Origin of the sequence: Pseudoxanthomonas sp. CCNWLW251 (assembly GCF_037402255.1) — a bacterium.
GTDB lineage: Bacteria > Pseudomonadota > Gammaproteobacteria > Xanthomonadales > Xanthomonadaceae > Pseudoxanthomonas_A.
The window spans coordinates 1,429,841-1,445,510 of the sequence record NZ_JBBEGA010000001.1; the positions used below are offsets into that span (position 1 = coordinate 1,429,841).

General features: G+C 67.4%; 10 protein-coding genes. 3 read left to right on the top strand and 7 right to left on the bottom strand.

Features of this window, described 5'->3' with window-relative positions; translation table 11 throughout:
* Window positions 1-173 precede the first annotated feature (173 nt).
* From WBN46_RS06655 to WBN46_RS06665, 3 genes are read right to left on the bottom strand one after another with little or no spacing between them, the layout of a single operon-like run.
* Window positions 174-3,533 carry a GH92 family glycosyl hydrolase gene (locus tag WBN46_RS06655; protein ID WP_337730813.1) on the bottom strand — a complete coding sequence of 1,120 codons (3,360 nt, stop codon included), beginning with the start codon at window positions 3,531-3,533 and terminating at the stop codon, window positions 174-176.
* Window positions 3,526-4,809, bottom strand: a complete 1,284-nt coding sequence (locus WBN46_RS06660) for an AGE family epimerase/isomerase (protein ID WP_337730814.1) — start codon at window positions 4,807-4,809, stop codon at window positions 3,526-3,528. The genes WBN46_RS06655 and WBN46_RS06660 overlap by 8 nt, the downstream gene beginning before the upstream one ends.
* Window positions 4,806-7,523, bottom strand: a complete 2,718-nt coding sequence (locus WBN46_RS06665) for a glycoside hydrolase family 2 protein (protein ID WP_337730815.1) — start codon at window positions 7,521-7,523, stop codon at window positions 4,806-4,808. Before WBN46_RS06665 ends, WBN46_RS06660 begins: the two co-directional genes overlap by 4 nt.
* A 351-nt stretch (window positions 7,524-7,874) precedes the next feature.
* Here WBN46_RS06665 and WBN46_RS06670 point away from each other — a divergent pair, with 351 nt between their 5' ends.
* Window positions 7,875-10,229: a GH92 family glycosyl hydrolase gene (locus tag WBN46_RS06670; protein ID WP_337730816.1), complete on the top strand. Its 2,355-nt coding sequence runs from the start codon at window positions 7,875-7,877 to the stop codon at window positions 10,227-10,229.
* Here WBN46_RS06670 and WBN46_RS06675 read toward each other — a convergent pair.
* The 4 genes from WBN46_RS06675 to WBN46_RS06690 form a co-directional block, all read right to left on the bottom strand.
* A complete protein-coding gene (locus tag WBN46_RS06675; protein ID WP_337730903.1) occupies window positions 10,226-10,957 on the bottom strand; it encodes a copper homeostasis protein CutC in 732 nt (243 codons plus the stop codon). The two genes, WBN46_RS06670 and WBN46_RS06675, sit on opposite strands and share 4 nt — an antisense overlap.
* A gap of 14 nt (window positions 10,958-10,971) precedes the next feature.
* Window positions 10,972-11,982, bottom strand: coding sequence for a N(4)-(beta-N-acetylglucosaminyl)-L-asparaginase (locus tag WBN46_RS06680; protein ID WP_337730817.1), 1,011 nt, complete (start codon window positions 11,980-11,982; stop codon window positions 10,972-10,974).
* Window positions 11,979-12,989 carry a glucokinase gene (locus WBN46_RS06685; protein ID WP_337730818.1) on the bottom strand — a complete coding sequence of 337 codons (1,011 nt, stop codon included), beginning with the start codon at window positions 12,987-12,989 and terminating at the stop codon, window positions 11,979-11,981. The genes WBN46_RS06680 and WBN46_RS06685 overlap by 4 nt, the downstream gene beginning before the upstream one ends.
* Before the next feature lie 414 nt (window positions 12,990-13,403).
* Complete coding sequence (locus WBN46_RS06690; protein ID WP_337730819.1) at window positions 13,404-14,339, bottom strand: LysR family transcriptional regulator; 936 nt, start codon at window positions 14,337-14,339, stop codon at window positions 13,404-13,406.
* A 99-nt stretch (window positions 14,340-14,438) separates the two neighbouring features.
* Here WBN46_RS06690 and WBN46_RS06695 point away from each other — a divergent pair, with 99 nt between their 5' ends.
* Window positions 14,439-14,768, top strand: a complete 330-nt coding sequence (locus tag WBN46_RS06695) for a nuclear transport factor 2 family protein (RefSeq protein ID WP_337730820.1) — start codon at window positions 14,439-14,441, stop codon at window positions 14,766-14,768.
* A complete protein-coding gene (locus WBN46_RS06700) occupies window positions 14,765-15,547 on the top strand; it encodes an SDR family oxidoreductase (protein WP_192199976.1) in 783 nt (260 codons plus the stop codon). The genes WBN46_RS06695 and WBN46_RS06700 overlap by 4 nt, the downstream gene beginning before the upstream one ends.
* Window positions 15,548-15,670 lie beyond the last annotated feature (123 nt).

Below are 15,670 nucleotides of genomic sequence, written 5' to 3' on the forward strand. Positions count from 1 at the left end.
TAGATCGTTCTAATTCCGCCGCGCGAATAATTACCATAATGTTTCAGCGCATGCATGCTGCCGCGCAGCATCCCGTTCCGCCTGATGGATGGCGTATGCAGGGCGCCAATGCACAACGCCGGCACTGCGCCCTTTCGTCCCTCATCGGTGCACGACAAGGGACGGTGACCACCCTATCGCTCGGATACGCTCAGGACCGTGGTCGGCGTCAGCAGTTCCAGCTCCGCAACGTCGATCACCGCACCGTTCGTGAACTGCAGCCGGTACTCCCGGTAGTCCCCGGGCTTGCCGATGCGGAATGGCCGAAGCTGCCGCGCCCACTTGAAGTCCTCGGCATCACGTTCGTCCAGCGTCGTCCACGAATCTGCTCCGTTGCGACCCTGCAGCGCCCAGGCCAACCCCGGCAACGGCGCGCCGCCACTGGTGATGGTGTAGTGACTCACGCGGGTTGCCGCACGGAACCGGACATCGACCGCCGCCTGCGCAGGCAATGGCAGCGAAGTGGCGGCATCGTCGTCGAACAATCGCGGCGATGCTTTCCCGGCCAGCGCGATGACCTCCGCGTTGCGCGACGCATCCGTCAGGCCCGCAGGCGCCGTACCAGCCGCGGTCATCGAGGGAGGAAGCGCGTCGGCCCCGCTTCCCCACTTGGACGGCGTGCTGCCCATGACGAATTCCAGGACGCCGCCGTTGGCGATGTCCTCATGCCGGAGCCAGGCGCGGTCCCACGGGCGACCATTGAGCTTCAGCGACTGCACATAGACGTTGCGGTCGTCGTTGCCGTGGGCAATGACGGTAAGGGTGCGCCCATTCTCGAGCCGCACGTCGACACGCTTGAACGCGGGCGAGCCGATCACGTACTCCGGCGCTCCCATCCGCAGCGGATACAGCCCCATCATGCCGAACAGGTACCACGCCGACATCTCGCCGTTGTCTTCATCGCCGGGATAACCCTGGCCGATCTCGCTTCCCAGATACAGCCGGCGCAGCACGTCGCGGGTGATGCGCTGCGTCTTCCAGGGCTGGCCGGCGGCGGCATACATCCAGGGAATGTGGTGCGAGGGCTGGTTGCTGTGCGCGTACATGCCCATCCGCACGTCACGCGCTTCGGTCATCTCGTGGATGACATTGCCGTAGGTGCCTGCGAACTCGCGGCCTGCGGTTTCCGGCGTGGCGAAGAATTCGTCAAGCCGATCCGCCAGCGCCTTTTCCCCGCCCAGCAGCGTTGCCAGCCCGGCTGCGTCGTGCGGCACGGTGAACGCGAAGGTCCATGCATTGGCCTCGGTATAGTCGCCACCCCACATGCGCGGATCGAAGTCCGGCGCCGGCTGCCCCCATGCGCCCTTCGCATCGCGCCCGCGGAAGAACCGGGTCGCCGGATCGAACAGGTGTGCATAGTCGCTGGCGCGGGCCTGGAAGTACTCGGCCTCCTCGCGATAGCGCTGCGCGCGCGCAGGATCGCCTTCATCGGCGGCCAGCGCCCGGCCGAACTGGGCCAGGCCGAAGTCGTTGATCGCGCCCTCGAGGGTCCAGGACAGTCCCTCGTGCACGGCGTTATCCGCGTAGCCGCGATACATCGAATGCACCAGGCCCTTGCGCCCGACATTGGACACGGGCGCAACGACGGTGGCGTTGCGCAGTGCGGCCTCGTAGGCTTCATCGGCGTCGAAGCCACGCACGCCCTTGAGCCACGCGTCAGTGAACGCGACGTCGGAGCTGGTACCGACCATCAGGTCCGCATAGCCCGGCGACGACCAGCGGGCGATCCAGCCGCCATCGCGGTACTGCTGCAGGAAACCGTCGATCATCTCGCCGGCGCGCCCGGGGGCGAACAGCGCGTACGCGGGCCAACTGGTGCGGAACGTGTCCCAGAAGCCATTGTTGACGTAGATCCGGCCGGCCTTGATGGATGCGGAGGTGCGCAGCGGGTCGCCGCCTGCATGGTCCTTCGACCAGCTGTTCTGGTCGGCGTGTCGCCAGTCGGGACGCTCGACGCTGCCCACGTTCTCGTGCGCGATGTTCGGATACAGGAACAGGCGGTAGAGATTGGAATAGACCGTCGTCAGTTGGTCTTCGCTCGCGCCGTCTACCTTCACCCGACCGAGCAGCGCATCCCATGCTGTCTGCGCACGCTCACGCACGGTGTCGAAACCCTCGGCCCCGATCTCCTGTTCCAGGTTGCGCCGCGCCTGTTCCACCGAGATCAGCGACGTGGCGATGCGCATGTTCACTTCATCGCCGCCGCCACGCGCGAACTTGATGTAGTGCGTGGGGCGTCCGGTCTCGATCGCACCGCTGCCGGCCCACGGCCGGTCGAACGTCGCGTAGACGAACATCCGGGTGGCGCCATTCGACAGGCCGCTGCGGGTCTCGGTGTAGCCGTGGAGTGTCTGCGTGCGGGAATCCAGCGTCAGGCCGGCGCGCGCATCGACGTTGTCGAACAGGAGATTCGCGTCCCCGCCTTGCGGGAACCGGAACCGGAAGATCGCCGCGCGCTCGGTCGGCGCGATCTCGGCCCGGATGCCGTTGTCGAAGTCGACGCGGTAGGTGTGCACCCTGGCGAGCTCGTTCTCGTGCGAGAACGACAGCGCCCGGCGCTCCCGGTCGGCTTCGGGCACGCCGCGCGTGGAGGACGGCATCACCTGGAAGGTCTGGCGGTCGCCCATCCACGGGCTGGGTTGGTGGCTGATGGACAGCGCCTGCAGGCGCGGCCGGTTGTCGGCACCGTTGTGCTCGCTCCAGCGATAGAGCCATGCCAGCGTGCCCGCATCGGTGACGGGTACCCAGAAATTGAAGCCATGCGGCATCGCGGTCGCGGGGATGTTGTTGCCGCGAGAGAACGTACTGTTGGACTGCGTGCCGCGGTTGGTCAGCACCAGGTCGCTGGGGCGCCGCGCCGACATGCGTGGCGCCTCTTCGATGGCGATGTCGTCGATCCAGCCGCTCGCGCCAGCGCGCGAGCCTGGCTGCAGCTCCAGCTCGATGGCCTTGATGCGTCGCCCGTGCAGGGCAGGCAGGTCGCCCAGGCGGACCTGCTTCCGTGTCCACTGCTGGGGATACAGCGTCATGGAAGCCGCCTGGCCGGTCGCACCAATGGCGGCTCCTTGCTGATCACGCGCGCCGGCATCGGTCAGCCGCGTGCCGTCGTCGAGCACCAGGTCCAGTGAAACGCCCGTGGACGTGGAGACATCGCCTTCGACGATCTCGGGCAACACCATCCACGACAGGGTCGTGTCCGTGCCGATTCCGATATCGACGGTGTAGAGATGCACACGACCTGCCACGTCGCCGCTGTATTTCAACGCATGCATCCCGCTGTAACCCATGCCGCGCTTTGCCGCGTACGGTTGGTCGGGTCCGTTGCCCACGGCCGTGCGGACGCCGCCTGCTTCCGTCAGCACGGGGGCGGGCTGGCCAGGTTCGAACGATGTCGAAAACTGCGCCTCGCGCGCGCCTGCGGCGCCGGAAGCCAGGAGCAGCAGGGTGGCAAGGACGCTTGCGGATGCACCACGGCGGCGGGCGGCGTCAGACATCGCGGCGCAACACTGACAGGACGTCATGGCAAGCCCCCATGGTGTGGTAGTCGGTTTTTCCGGCGGGACTCTTGTCGTCGTCGTACTTGCGGTTCTCGCGATCGAGGATGCGGAACCACGCACCATGCTGATGGTCGATCATGTGCCGCCAGGCGTACTCCCACAGCCGGTCGTACCACGCCCAGTAGCGCGCCTCGCCGGTGGCGCTGGCCAATCGCGCCGCACAGGCGAGCGATTCGGCCTGTACCCAGAAGTACTTGTCGTCGTCGCAGATGAAATGGCGGCCATCGGGCAGCGATGGACCCGCGACGTCCTTGCGCAGCGACTCCGGGGCGAAGCCGTAGACCAGTCCGCCGAACTCAGGGTCCCACGATGCTTCCATCGAGCGGTCGAACAGCTCCGCGGCACGCGGCACCAGCCAGTCGGCGGCCGTCGCGCCTGCGTCGCGCAGGTGGCCATCCAGGATCAGCAGCAGCTTGGCCCATTCGGTCTGGTGCCCGGGCTGGAAACCCCACGGACGGAACAGATGCCGGGGATCGTCGCGATGGTAGTCGGTGTCGACCTGCCAGTTGGTGTCGTAGTGCTCCCAGACCAGGCCTTCGCTCTGGGCGGCCTGGCGCCGGGTCATATGGTCGGCCAGCTGCCGTGCACGCTCCAGGTAGCGACGCTCGCGGCTGGCCTCGTACGCGGCCAGCATGGCCTCGCACATGTGCATGTTGGCGTTCTGTCCGCGGTAGGGACTGAACTGCCAGTCGCGCGTGGCTTCGTCACGGTACAGGCCGTACTCCGGTTCCCAGTAGCGCGTTTCCAGCAGGTCCCAATGGGCGTCCATCCAGGTCCGGCACTCTTCCACGCCTGCGCGCAGCGCAATGGAGTACGCCAGCAGGACGAAGGCGGCGCCGTAGCAGTGCTGCGTGGTGTCTTCCGGCACGCCGTCGCGCAGCGTCCAGAAGTAACCGCCACTCTGTGGATCGAGGTGCCGTTCGCGCAGGAAGGCAAGCCCGTGACGCACGGCCTTCATGTACGCATCGCGCAGCGCAGGATCTTCCTCGCCGAACTCGCGGGCCGCGGTGGCGTAGTTGAAGACGAACCGGGTGCTGCTGACCAGATGGCGATGGGAAGCGTCGTAGACGCGCCCGTCGTCCTTGAAGTAGTGGAAAAAACCGCCTGCCGGATCGATGCAGCGGGGATGGTAGAACGCCATCGTCCTGCGGATGTGGTCGCGCAGGAAGGTTTCGCTGCGGAAGTCGTCGTGCACGGGAACGGACTGCGTCATGGCGTCGGCATGCTCCGGGGAATGGGGGAATCGGAGGGAAGCGCATCGGCCAACGAACGTATCCGTAGGGCACTGCGCAGGGTGTCGGGATCCGCATCGGAGGCCACATGCAGCGAGATGCGTTCGCCGGGAAGCAGGATCAGCGCGTTGTCGGCCAGGTCGGCGTCGACTTGGCCGAAGTCGACCCACACCGCGCGGGCCAGCGCCGCGGCGGTGATATCGAGCACGTGACGGTCGCCTTCCTGGCGCAGGTGGGTTTGCAGGCGGGGATCGGGCCACTGCATGTCCTTGGCCGCCGCGGGATAGACGACCTCGCGCGCGGCGGGTTCGCCATCGGCGGCCAGATCGAACACCGCGACCGTCGACGATGGCGGCGCGCCACCGAACAGCTCTGCATCATCGTAGGTGGCGATGCGCGACGCCGACAGCGGCGCGATCTCGACCCGTCGCGTCTCATCCCGCAACACTCGCCCCTGCAGCGTCATGACGCGCAGGCGCAGCGTGCCGCCACGCGGCGTGGTCCGGTCCGAAACGATGCTGACGGTGGTTTGTCCTTCCTTGCGCAGGGCAGCGACGGTGACCGGCGCGAAGAACCGGCGCGCATGGAACTGCAGCGCCTTCCAGCGCCCGAACCAGTCGATGCCCGACCACGAAGCGCCGGGCCACACATCGTTGAGCTGCCAGTACAGCGAACCCATCGTGTACGGCCGGCTGGCGCGATGGTGCCGCGCCGCCAACCCGATGCCTTCGGCCTGCATCACCTGGCTCAGGTAGACGAAGTCCGCGAAGTCGCGCGGCTCGCCGAACTCCATCCGCACGTAGTGCAGCAGACGCTCGTTGCCCTTGCCGGCCATGAACTTCTGGTGGGCCTCGATCACCGGCGCATCGACACGCTGTTCATCGCGCGCCGCAAAATGATCGATCGTGCGCTGCACGGGCCACGCCTGCAGGCCGTACTCGGACACGAAGCGCGGCGTCACGCCCAGGTAGGCCGAGGGCGGGCGCGCCGGATTGCCCCAGACCTCCCAGTAGTGCATGTCGCCGCTGGCCGGCGTGTTCGCCACCTCGGCCATGTCGTCGCTCGGCGAGCTTGGCCAGTAGGCGATGCCACCGGCCTCCTCCTCCACGACCTCGCGCAGGTCATGGCCGAACAGTTGCGCGTAGCCTTCCCAGACGCGTTGCGCGAACACCGGATCGGCTTCCTTCAGTGTCTTGCCGTGGCCCCAGTATTTCCAGGCGATCTCTTCCTCGTTGTTGCCGCACCACAACACGATGCTGGGATGATTGCGCAGCCGCTGCACCTGGTCGCGCGCCTCCGCCACCACGTTGGCGCGGAACGCGGGGTCATAGGCGGGCTGCATGCCGCCGCCGAACATGAAGTCCTGCCAGACCAGCAGGCCGAGTTCGTCCGCGATGTCGAAGAACGCATCGCTTTCGTAGTAGCCACCGCCCCAACTGCGGATCATGTTCATGTTCGCATCGACTGCCGACTGCAGCACGCGCCGCAGCTGCGCGGTGGTCACCCTGGGCTGGAACATGTCGAACGGGATCGCGTTGGCGCCCTTGGCGAAGATTGCGATGCCATTGACGTTGAAGGCGAACCCCCTGCCCTGCGCATCCGGGTCGCGGCGCAGCACCACACTGCGCAGGCCGGTCCGTTCGCCCCGCGCGTCGATGACCTGAGTGCCGTCAAGCAGTTCCAGCTCGAAGCGGTACAGCGGCTGCGACCCATAACCGACCGGAAACCAGCGCTGCGGCTTTTCGATGCGGATCGCCTGCGAGATGCGATTGACGCCGGCCGCCAGCGACACGCGTTGGGTCGCCGCGAGCACGCGTTCGCCATCGGGCGCGGTCCGCCACAGGCGCGCGAGGTAGCGGCCGGCGCGTACGGCGTCGACTGTCGCCACCGCGGTCACGTCCGCGCGCGCTTCCGTCACACGGTCCTGGCGCAGCCGCAGATTGTCGATCCGCGCGCGGTCCCAGCTTTGCAGGCGCACCGGCTTCGAGATGCCCGCCGTGACATAGCGCGGCCCCCAGTCCCAACCGTAGTGGTAACCCGGTTTGCGCACGAAGTTCGCGGTCATCGCGTCCTTCGGTTCGTCGCCGTAGGGCGAGGGATAGTTGCCGGCGATCCGGTGCGGCATCGCCTGCACCTGGGGCAGCAGCTTCGCGATCGGCGAGCGCAGGATCACGCGCAGTTCGTTCCTGCCCGCGCGCAGCCGGCCATGGACGGGCACGCGCCATGTCCGGAACGCGTTGTCGGCGTCGAGCACCTTCTCGCCATTGAGGAAGACCTCGGCGAAGGTATCCAGTCCTTCGAACACCAGGTCGCTGCGCGCGGCATCACGTGTGTCGCGGGATACGTCGAAGTTCGTCCGGTATTCCCAGTCGGCGAGGCCGATCCATTGCAGGCCGGCCTCCGGTGCACCCTTGTAGGGATCTGCAATGAGGCCGTTAGCGAGCAGGTCGGTGTGCACGGTGCCGGGCGTCGTGGCGCGATGCCATTGTCGTGGTGCCTGTGCGGGACCGGCGCCGGGCGCGACCTTGCCATCGGTCAGTTGCCGGAATTCCCAGCCGCCTTCCAGCGTGCGTTCGCTTGCCGCCTGCGCCATGGCGGGGACGGCCCCTGCGACCAGCGCAAGCACGAAGAGCACATGCACCTGCCATCCGCGACACAGGATGCGGCCCGTGTGGTGCGTGATGAAGTGCGGCATGTGGACTCCCCGGTTGATGATCGATGCGTGCATTGTTCGACACCTGCGCGGCCACCCGCACACGCGGGGCCTTCCCGTGAACGACGTTCCGGAATTCCGACGGCTGACCATGGCGCGCGTGCGGCGCCGATGGCATTCCGTGCGAATAAGCCCTAGTTGGATCGATCCAATTTCGCAGCCAAGATGTAGCATGCCGGGCGCGACGACGCATGCTGCTGCGCAGCAGGAAGCGATCGGCACCCTTGTCCGGCGCGCGGTGCGTTCACGCCGCCGACCACGGGGAGCCCGAGTGACCGGTCTCGCGGGCGTGTGCTAGCTTCGCCGAATTCGACCGATCCAAAAGGGTGCAGGATGAACACGCGGGACGCGACGAAGGTCTTGATGCTGGCGGGTTTCGCAGCGTGCGCGATGACGGTGGCGGGAAGCGCGTGGGCGGCATCGGCAGACATCGGCGAGGCCGCGTACAAGGCGGTGGATCCCTTCATCGGGACGGGGGGTGAAGGCCATACCTACCCCGGCGCCACTGTTCCGTACGGCATGGTGCAGCTGTCGCCCGACACCCGTATCCAGCCACGCAAGGACGGTTATGGCTGGGCCGCCGGCTACCGCTACGACGACACCACCATCGTCGGCTTCTCGCACACGCATTTTTCCGGCACCGGTCATTCCGACCTGGGCGACCTGCTGCTGATGCCCACCACCGGCGAGCTGAAGCTCGAACGCGGCGACCCCGACAAACCCGGCAGCGGCTATACCTCGCGCTTCCGCCACGCCACCGAAACCGCCCAGCCCGGCTACTACGCCGTCACCCTGGACGACTACGACGTGCGGGCCGAACTCACCGCGAGCGCGCGCGTGGGCATGCATCGCTACCACTTCCCCGCCGGCAAGCCCGCGCATGTGGTGCTGGACCTGCGCACCAGCATGTACGACTACCCCGGCAAGGTGTCGTGGTCGCGCGTGCGCGTGCGCGCCGACGACACGGTCACCGGCTTCCGTGAAACGCGCGGCTGGGCGCCGGGCCGCCAGGTGTATTTCGCCCTGCGCTTCTCGCAGCCGGTCACCGGCCATGCGCTGCACAACACCGAACAGGACATCCCGTACAAGGGGTTTCCGCCGCCCGGCGAGAAAGACCCGCGCCAACGCGCGCAGATCGAAGGCCGGCAGCTGGTTGCGGCATTCGACCTCGCCCCGGGCGCCGGCAAACCCGTGCTGGTGAAAGTGGCCATTTCGCCGGTCAGCGAAGACAACGCCATCGCCAACCTCGATGCCGAATCGCCCGGCTGGGATTTCGACGGCATGCGCGCGTCCGCCAAACAGCAATGGAGCGAAGCACTGGGCGCAGTGGATGCCCAGGGCGACCCGGCGCAGCGCACCCGCTTCTACACCGCGCTGTACCACACGCTGCTCGGCCCGACGCTTTTCATGGACAGCGACGGGCGGTACCGCGGCCCGGACAATGCCGTGCACCAGGCGAAAGGCTGGACAAACTACTCGACCTTCTCGCTATGGGACACCTATCGCGCCCTGCATCCGCTGGCCACACTGGTGCAACCGCCGCAGCGCACGAACGACTTCGTCAATTCGCTGCTGGCCGCGCGCCGCGAGAGCCCGTACGGCGTGCTGCCGGTATGGTCGTTCCATGGGCAGGAAACGTGGTGCATGATCGGTTACCACGCGGTGCCGGTGATCGCCGATGCGTACATGAAGGGCATCCGCGGCTACGACGCCGAGGAAGCGTTGCAGGCGATGGTGGCCAGCGCCAACTACGGGCCGTACGACGGCATCGCGCAGTACCGCGAGCTGGGCTACGTGCCCATCGACGAGGAAGGCGAAGCGGCCAGCAAGACGCTGGAATACGCCTTCGACGACTGGACCGTGGCGCAGATGGCGCGTGCGATGGGCAAGGCCGATGTCGCCGCAACGTTCGACAAGCGCGCCGCCAACTGGAAGCATGCGTTCGACGCCGACACCGGCTTCATGCGTGCGCGCAAGCGCGATGGCAGTTTCCGCACGCCGTTCGACCCCAGCGCCAGTGGCTACGGCACCGATTACACCGAAGGCAATGCGTGGCAGTACTCGTGGTACGTGCCGCAGGACGTCGCGGGCCTGGCGGAGGCGCATGGCGGCGACGATGCGCTGCTGGCGCGCCTGGATGCGGTGTTCGATGCGAAGGTGGATGCGTCGGTGTTCGCGCACATGGAGGACATCACCGGCCTGATCGGCTGGTACGCGCACGGCAACGAACCCAGCCACCACGTGGCCTACCTGTATGCCTACGCGGGCCAGTCATGGCGCACGCAGGCACGGTTGCAGCAGATCATGTCCAGCCAGTACGCGGCACGTCCGGATGGCCTGGCCGGCAACGACGACCTGGGGCAGATGTCGGCGTGGTACGTGTTCACCGCACTCGGGTTCTATCCGGTCACGCCCGGCAGCAACCAGTACATCATCGGCCGGCCGTTCCTGCCACGCGCGACGCTGCACCTGCCCAACGGCAAGCGCTTCACCATCGTTGCCGACGGCCTGGACGATGCGCATGCCTACGTGGGCAGCGCCAGCCTCAACGGCAAACCGCTGACGCGCGCGTACCTGACCCATGACGAGATTCTCGCCGGTGGCGAACTGCGCTTCGTGATGCAGGCGAAACCGCACACCACCTGGGCCACCGATTCGGCCCAGCGACCGTACTCGATGTCCCGCTAGCGCCGGCTCACGGCATCCAGCGCTGCGCGAAGTGTGCGTACGCGCGCCGGATCGGTTTCCGACCAGTCCGGCGCCAGCCCTTGCAACGCCGGATTGCGGAACCCCATCGAGGAAGCGCGGGGCCCTTTCGCCGAGGCATGGAACTCGCGTGCACCGGTCTGCATCGCCAGCGCGGTGACGTTGCCGGCATCGATGCCGGCACCCGGCATCACCGTCACGCGGCCCGCGGCCAGGCGCACCAGGGCGGCGATGCGGTCCGCGCCTTCCATCGCCGTGGCCTGCCCGCCGGACGTCAGCACGCGCTGGCACCCGAGGGCAATCACCTGTTCCAGCGCCTGCGCCAGGTCACGCGCCGCGTCGAAGGCGCGGTGGAACGTCACCTGCAACGGCCCCGCCGCGGCGACAAGTCGTTCGCATAACGGCAGGTCGATGGCGCCATCGGCCTGCAGCGCGCCGATCACCACCCCGTCGCAGCCCAGGCGCACGCACATCTCGATGTCACGCAGCATCACGTCGGCTTCGCGGGCGTCGTAAAGGAAATCGCCCGCACGTGGCCGCACCAGTACGAACAGCGGAATCCGCACGTGTTCGCGCGCGAGCGCCAGCGTGCCGTAGGACGGCGTGGTGCCGCCGGACGACAGGCCTTCGCACAGTTCCACCCGGTCGGCACCGGCCGCCTGCGCCGCCAGCGCGGAGCCCAGCGAGCCGGCAGCGATCTCCAGCGCCAGCGGCGGGGATGCACTCACGCGCCTTCACCGTAGACGGCGTCGGAGGCGAGCAATGCGTCCTGCCGCTGCGCGTCGCAGACCGCGTAGATGAAGCCCTGGTGCAGCGCGAATGCACCCACTTCACCGTGCTTGTTCAACGCCAGAAAACAGACCTGCAACGCCTTGCTGGCTTCCGGGCGCTTGCGCACCACCCGCGCGATGGCCTCGCGGCACGCCTCCATGGGCGAACGGCCCTGCCGCATCAGTTCCACCACCAGGAAGCTGGCCGCGTTGCGGATCATTTCCTCGCCCACGCCCGAGGCGGTGGCCGCGCCAACCTCATTGTCCACGTAGAGGCCTGCACCGATGATGGGGCTGTCGCCCACGCGACCGTGCAGCTTCCACGCCATGCCGCTGGTGGTGCAGGCGCCCGCCAGGCGCCCGTGGCGGTCGATCGCCAGCATGCCGAGCGTGTCGTGGTTGTCGCGGTCGCCCGGCCGCTGCCTGCGCTCGGCATTGATCTCCGGCTTGTACTCGGCGCGCGCACGCCACTCGCGCCATGCCTGTTCGGCCTGCGGCGTCAGCAGGCGTTGTTTACTGAAGCCCTGTTCCACCGCGAACTGCTGCGCGCCACCGCCGACCAGCATCACGTGCGGCGTTTTCTCCATCACGCGGCGCGCCACGCTGATGGGGTGGTCGATGTCCTCCAGTGCCGCCACCGCGCCACAGCGGCCATCGCCATCCATGATGCTGGCGTCCAGGGTCAGGATGCCGTCGCGATCGGGGTTGCCGCAGCGGCCGACCGTGGGATTGCACAGATCCGTCTCGGCCCAGCGCGCGCCCTGTTCCACCGCATCCAGTGCGCCACCGCCCGCCGACAGGATCTTCCACGCCGGCTGATTGGCCTGTACGCCGAAATCCCAGGTGGACACCACGCGCGCGCCCATCGGCGTGCTGCCCGCCGGCTGGCTCGCCGACCGGCCGGACAAGGCCAGCGCACCGGCCGACAACGCCGCCTGGCCCAGGAATTTTCTTCTGCCGTTCATGCCTGCTCCTCATGTGCTGGTTCGGCGCGCGCGGGTCGATGCGTGCGCGCATGCATCGCGGCACCCACCAGGCCCAGTTGCCCGTGGTCGATGCGCCACAACGGTGGTGGCGTGCGTGCGCCGGTGAATTTTTCGGCATATCGCCGCGCAAAGTCGCCCTGGTGCAGGAACGGCGCGATGTGGCGGGTCACGCCGCCGGCCAGGTAGGCCTGGCGTGCGCCGACGGTGAGCACCAGGTCGCCGATCAGGCTGCCGAGCCAACCGCAGAATACCTCCAGCGTTTCCCGCGCCAGCGCATCGTCGCCACGGGCGGCTTCCACCAGCGGTGCGACCTGCTTCCAGCGCGGCACGGCGCCGCGCACATCGGCCAGCGCATCGTAAAGATGCATCAATCCGTTGCCGGACAACACGCGTTCGTTGTCCACGTGCGACCAGCGTCGCGACAGGCGCTGCAGCACGTCCAGTTCGACGGCAGTGTGGGCGGCCAGCGCCGCGTGGCCGGCTTCGCTCAGCAGCACTTCACGGCCCCGTGCATCCAGGCACAGCGCCGCGCCCAGCCCGGTGCCCGGACCCAGCACGAGAGCCGGCGACTGCATGCCGAGGTCGTCCTGCGCAAGCAGTGCCACCAGCGCGCTGCGCTGCACGCCGGGGATGGCACGTGCGACGGCTTCGAAATCGTTGATCACCTCCAGCGACGCCAGCCGGGCTTCCTGCGCCGTGCGCCGCACGGACACCTTCCACGGCAGGTTGGCGTTGACCAGGCGGTCGCCATCGAGAAAACCGGCGATGGCGACAACACCGGACGCCACCCGCAGGCCCGGCCGGGTCGAGTGGAGGCGCAGCAGGTAGTCTTCCAGGATGGCGGCAAGCGACGCGTGCTCCGCGCAGCGGTACATCGCCATGTCCCGCACATCGATCGGATCGCCCTCGGCACACCAGCCCAACCGGGCATGGGTGCCCCCAACGTCGGCCACGAGGCAAGCGATCCGGTGCTGCGAAGAATCCATGGGAAAACTCGGCCGATGCCGGGATCACGTGTGGAGACGCAGCACTATACGTTCGATTTGGATCGTTTCAAAAGGGAAGGAAGGCCGCGCCCGGACTCGCCCGGAAACATGCTTGCGCGCAACGGCCGGCTCGTGGATCGCCGCCTCATCGGAGGGCGAATGCCGCCGTGTCCGGCGAGGAGGTCCCGAACGGAGTTGGGGTGCCGATCAAACAGGGACACGATCCGATGCAGGGACCTGCCCAGTTGCCAGCGATCCCCCCTCCGCGCCTTCTGACCGTCGGTGCCATGGATCCTCTTCCCGTGCCTCATCTGCAACATGCCTGCTGGCTGCGCAGCCTTCAGTGCATCGCATCGATCATTTGAATCCGCAGCCGTAGACGGACATGGCGAGGCCAGCAATTCCCTCGACCTGTCAGCTGGCACTTCCTGACGTTGATTGACCCTCGCTGCCGAGATCGCGATCCAGCAGGCAATCGATGAAGGCACGGAGTGCCGGCAGCATGTACCGTCGACTGGAGTAGTACAGATACAGGCCTGGCACGGTCGGCGACCAGTCGGAAAGGACCCGCTTGAGCCGCCCGTCCTGCAGGGCATCGGCAATGCCCTCGTCGTTGTAGGCGTAGAAGATTCCAAGCCCCTGGAGTGCCGCGGGCACGACGATGTCCTGGTGATTGCCGATCACGGTCCCTTCGCCAAGGAACTCGACCGCTTTTCCCTTCTTCCGGAATTCCCACCAGGCCACTTTCCCGCTGCCCGGGAATCGCCAGTTGATGCAGACGTGATGGCCCAGGTCGGCAGGTGTCCTGGGCTCGCCGTGCCGGGCGAGGTAGTCGGGCGATGCTACCGCCAGCAGTTCGATGTCGGGCGTGAGCCGCACTGCGACCATGTCCTTCTGCAGGCGACCGCCCACGCGGATGCCCGCATCGAAGCCTTCTCCCGCAATGTCGCTCAGGCCATCGTCGACCACGATGTCGAGCACCACCTCCGGATGCGCGTTCGCGAACCGGCCAAGCCGGGGTGCGATCACCTTCTTCGCCGCCATGCTCAGTGTGTTGATCCGCAGCGTTCCCGCAACGCGCGCATTCGCGCCGACCGCCTGCGCAACGGCCTCGTCCATCTCGCGCAGCATCGGGGCGATCCGCCCATGGAGACGCCGCCCCGGTTCCGTCGGCGAGACGCTGCGCGTGGTCCGGTTCAACAGGCGAACGCCCAGCCGTGATTCGAGTTGTCGAATGATCTGGCTGAGGGCCGACCGGGACAGCCCCAGGTGATCAGCCGCCCGGGCGAAGCTGGCCCGGTCGACGACGGCCACGAAGGCCTTGAGTTCGGCAAATTCGGTGCCGCGCATTATGTGCTGATCCCTACATAGCCTGATCGGATAATAGGCGATTCTCTTATCCGCCAGGACGGATCAACCTAGCTCCACAGACCCCACCGGAGCATTGCGATGAAAGACCTGAACCTGCCCGAGCCCATCGCGGCCTACTTCGAGGCCGACCACCAGGGCGCCCAGGCCGTTGCCCGCTGCTTCACCAGGGACGGGCGGGTGCTGGATGAGGGCAAGACCCACGCCGGGCTGGCGGCGATCGAAGCGTGGAAGGCGGACGCATCTGCCAAATACACCTACACCGCCACACCTTATGCGTGGGAGAAGCAGGGGCGCAGCTGCACCGTGACCTGCCGCGTGTCGGGCAACTTCCCCGGCAGCCCCGTGGACCTGCGTTACACCTTCACCCTGGAGCGCGGAAAGATCGCCACGCTGGAGATCGTCCCATGAGCTTCGACCTGCAGTTGGCCGGCAAGCGTGTCCTGGTCACGGGCGGCACGCGTGGCGTGGGTGCGGCGGTGGTCGGGCTGTTGGCCCGACTCGGTACACGGATCGTGGCGACGGCGCTCTCGCGCCCGGAGCACGCCATCGATGATGTCCGCTATGTCACGGCAGACCTTGCCACCGCAGAAGGCGCCCGCCTGGCGGCAGCCGCGGCGCTGCACCACCTCGGCGGCATCGATGTCCTGATCAACGTGGTGGGCGGATCGTCGGCACCCGCAGGTGGGTTTGCCGCACTGGATGACGCGCAATGGGCGAGGGAACTCGACCTGAACCTGATGTCGGCGGTGCGGCTGGATCGTGCCCTGCTCCCGACGATGATCGCGCAGGGATCGGGGGTGATCCTGCATGTCACTTCGATCCAGCACACGTTGCCGCTGCCCGATGCCACGACCGCCTATGCCGCCGCCAAGGCCGCGCTGTCGACCTACAGCAAGGCGCTGTCGAAGGAAGTCACTCCGAAAGGCGTGCGTGTGGTGCGTGTATCGCCCGGCTGGATCGAGACCGAGGCATCGGTGGCGCTGGTCGAGCGCGTCGCCGCACAGGCCGGCACCGACTATGAGGGTGGCAAGAAGCTGGTCATGAACGAACTGGGCGGGATCCCGCTGGGACGCCCGGCCAGGCCGGGCGAGGTGGCGGACCTCATCGCGTTCCTGGTGTCGCCCCGCGCGGCCTCCATCTCCGGTACGGAGTACACGATCGACGGCGGGACCGTACCGACCGCGTGATGGCGCCCCTCAGGCTGCCCGGCGAGTCAATAGCACGATTGATCAAGTTTTCAGGACTTGAAGCAACCGATAGTCCTGCCGTGCGCCGCACAGTAGCCCTGCCGGCCGACACGCCGCACACCC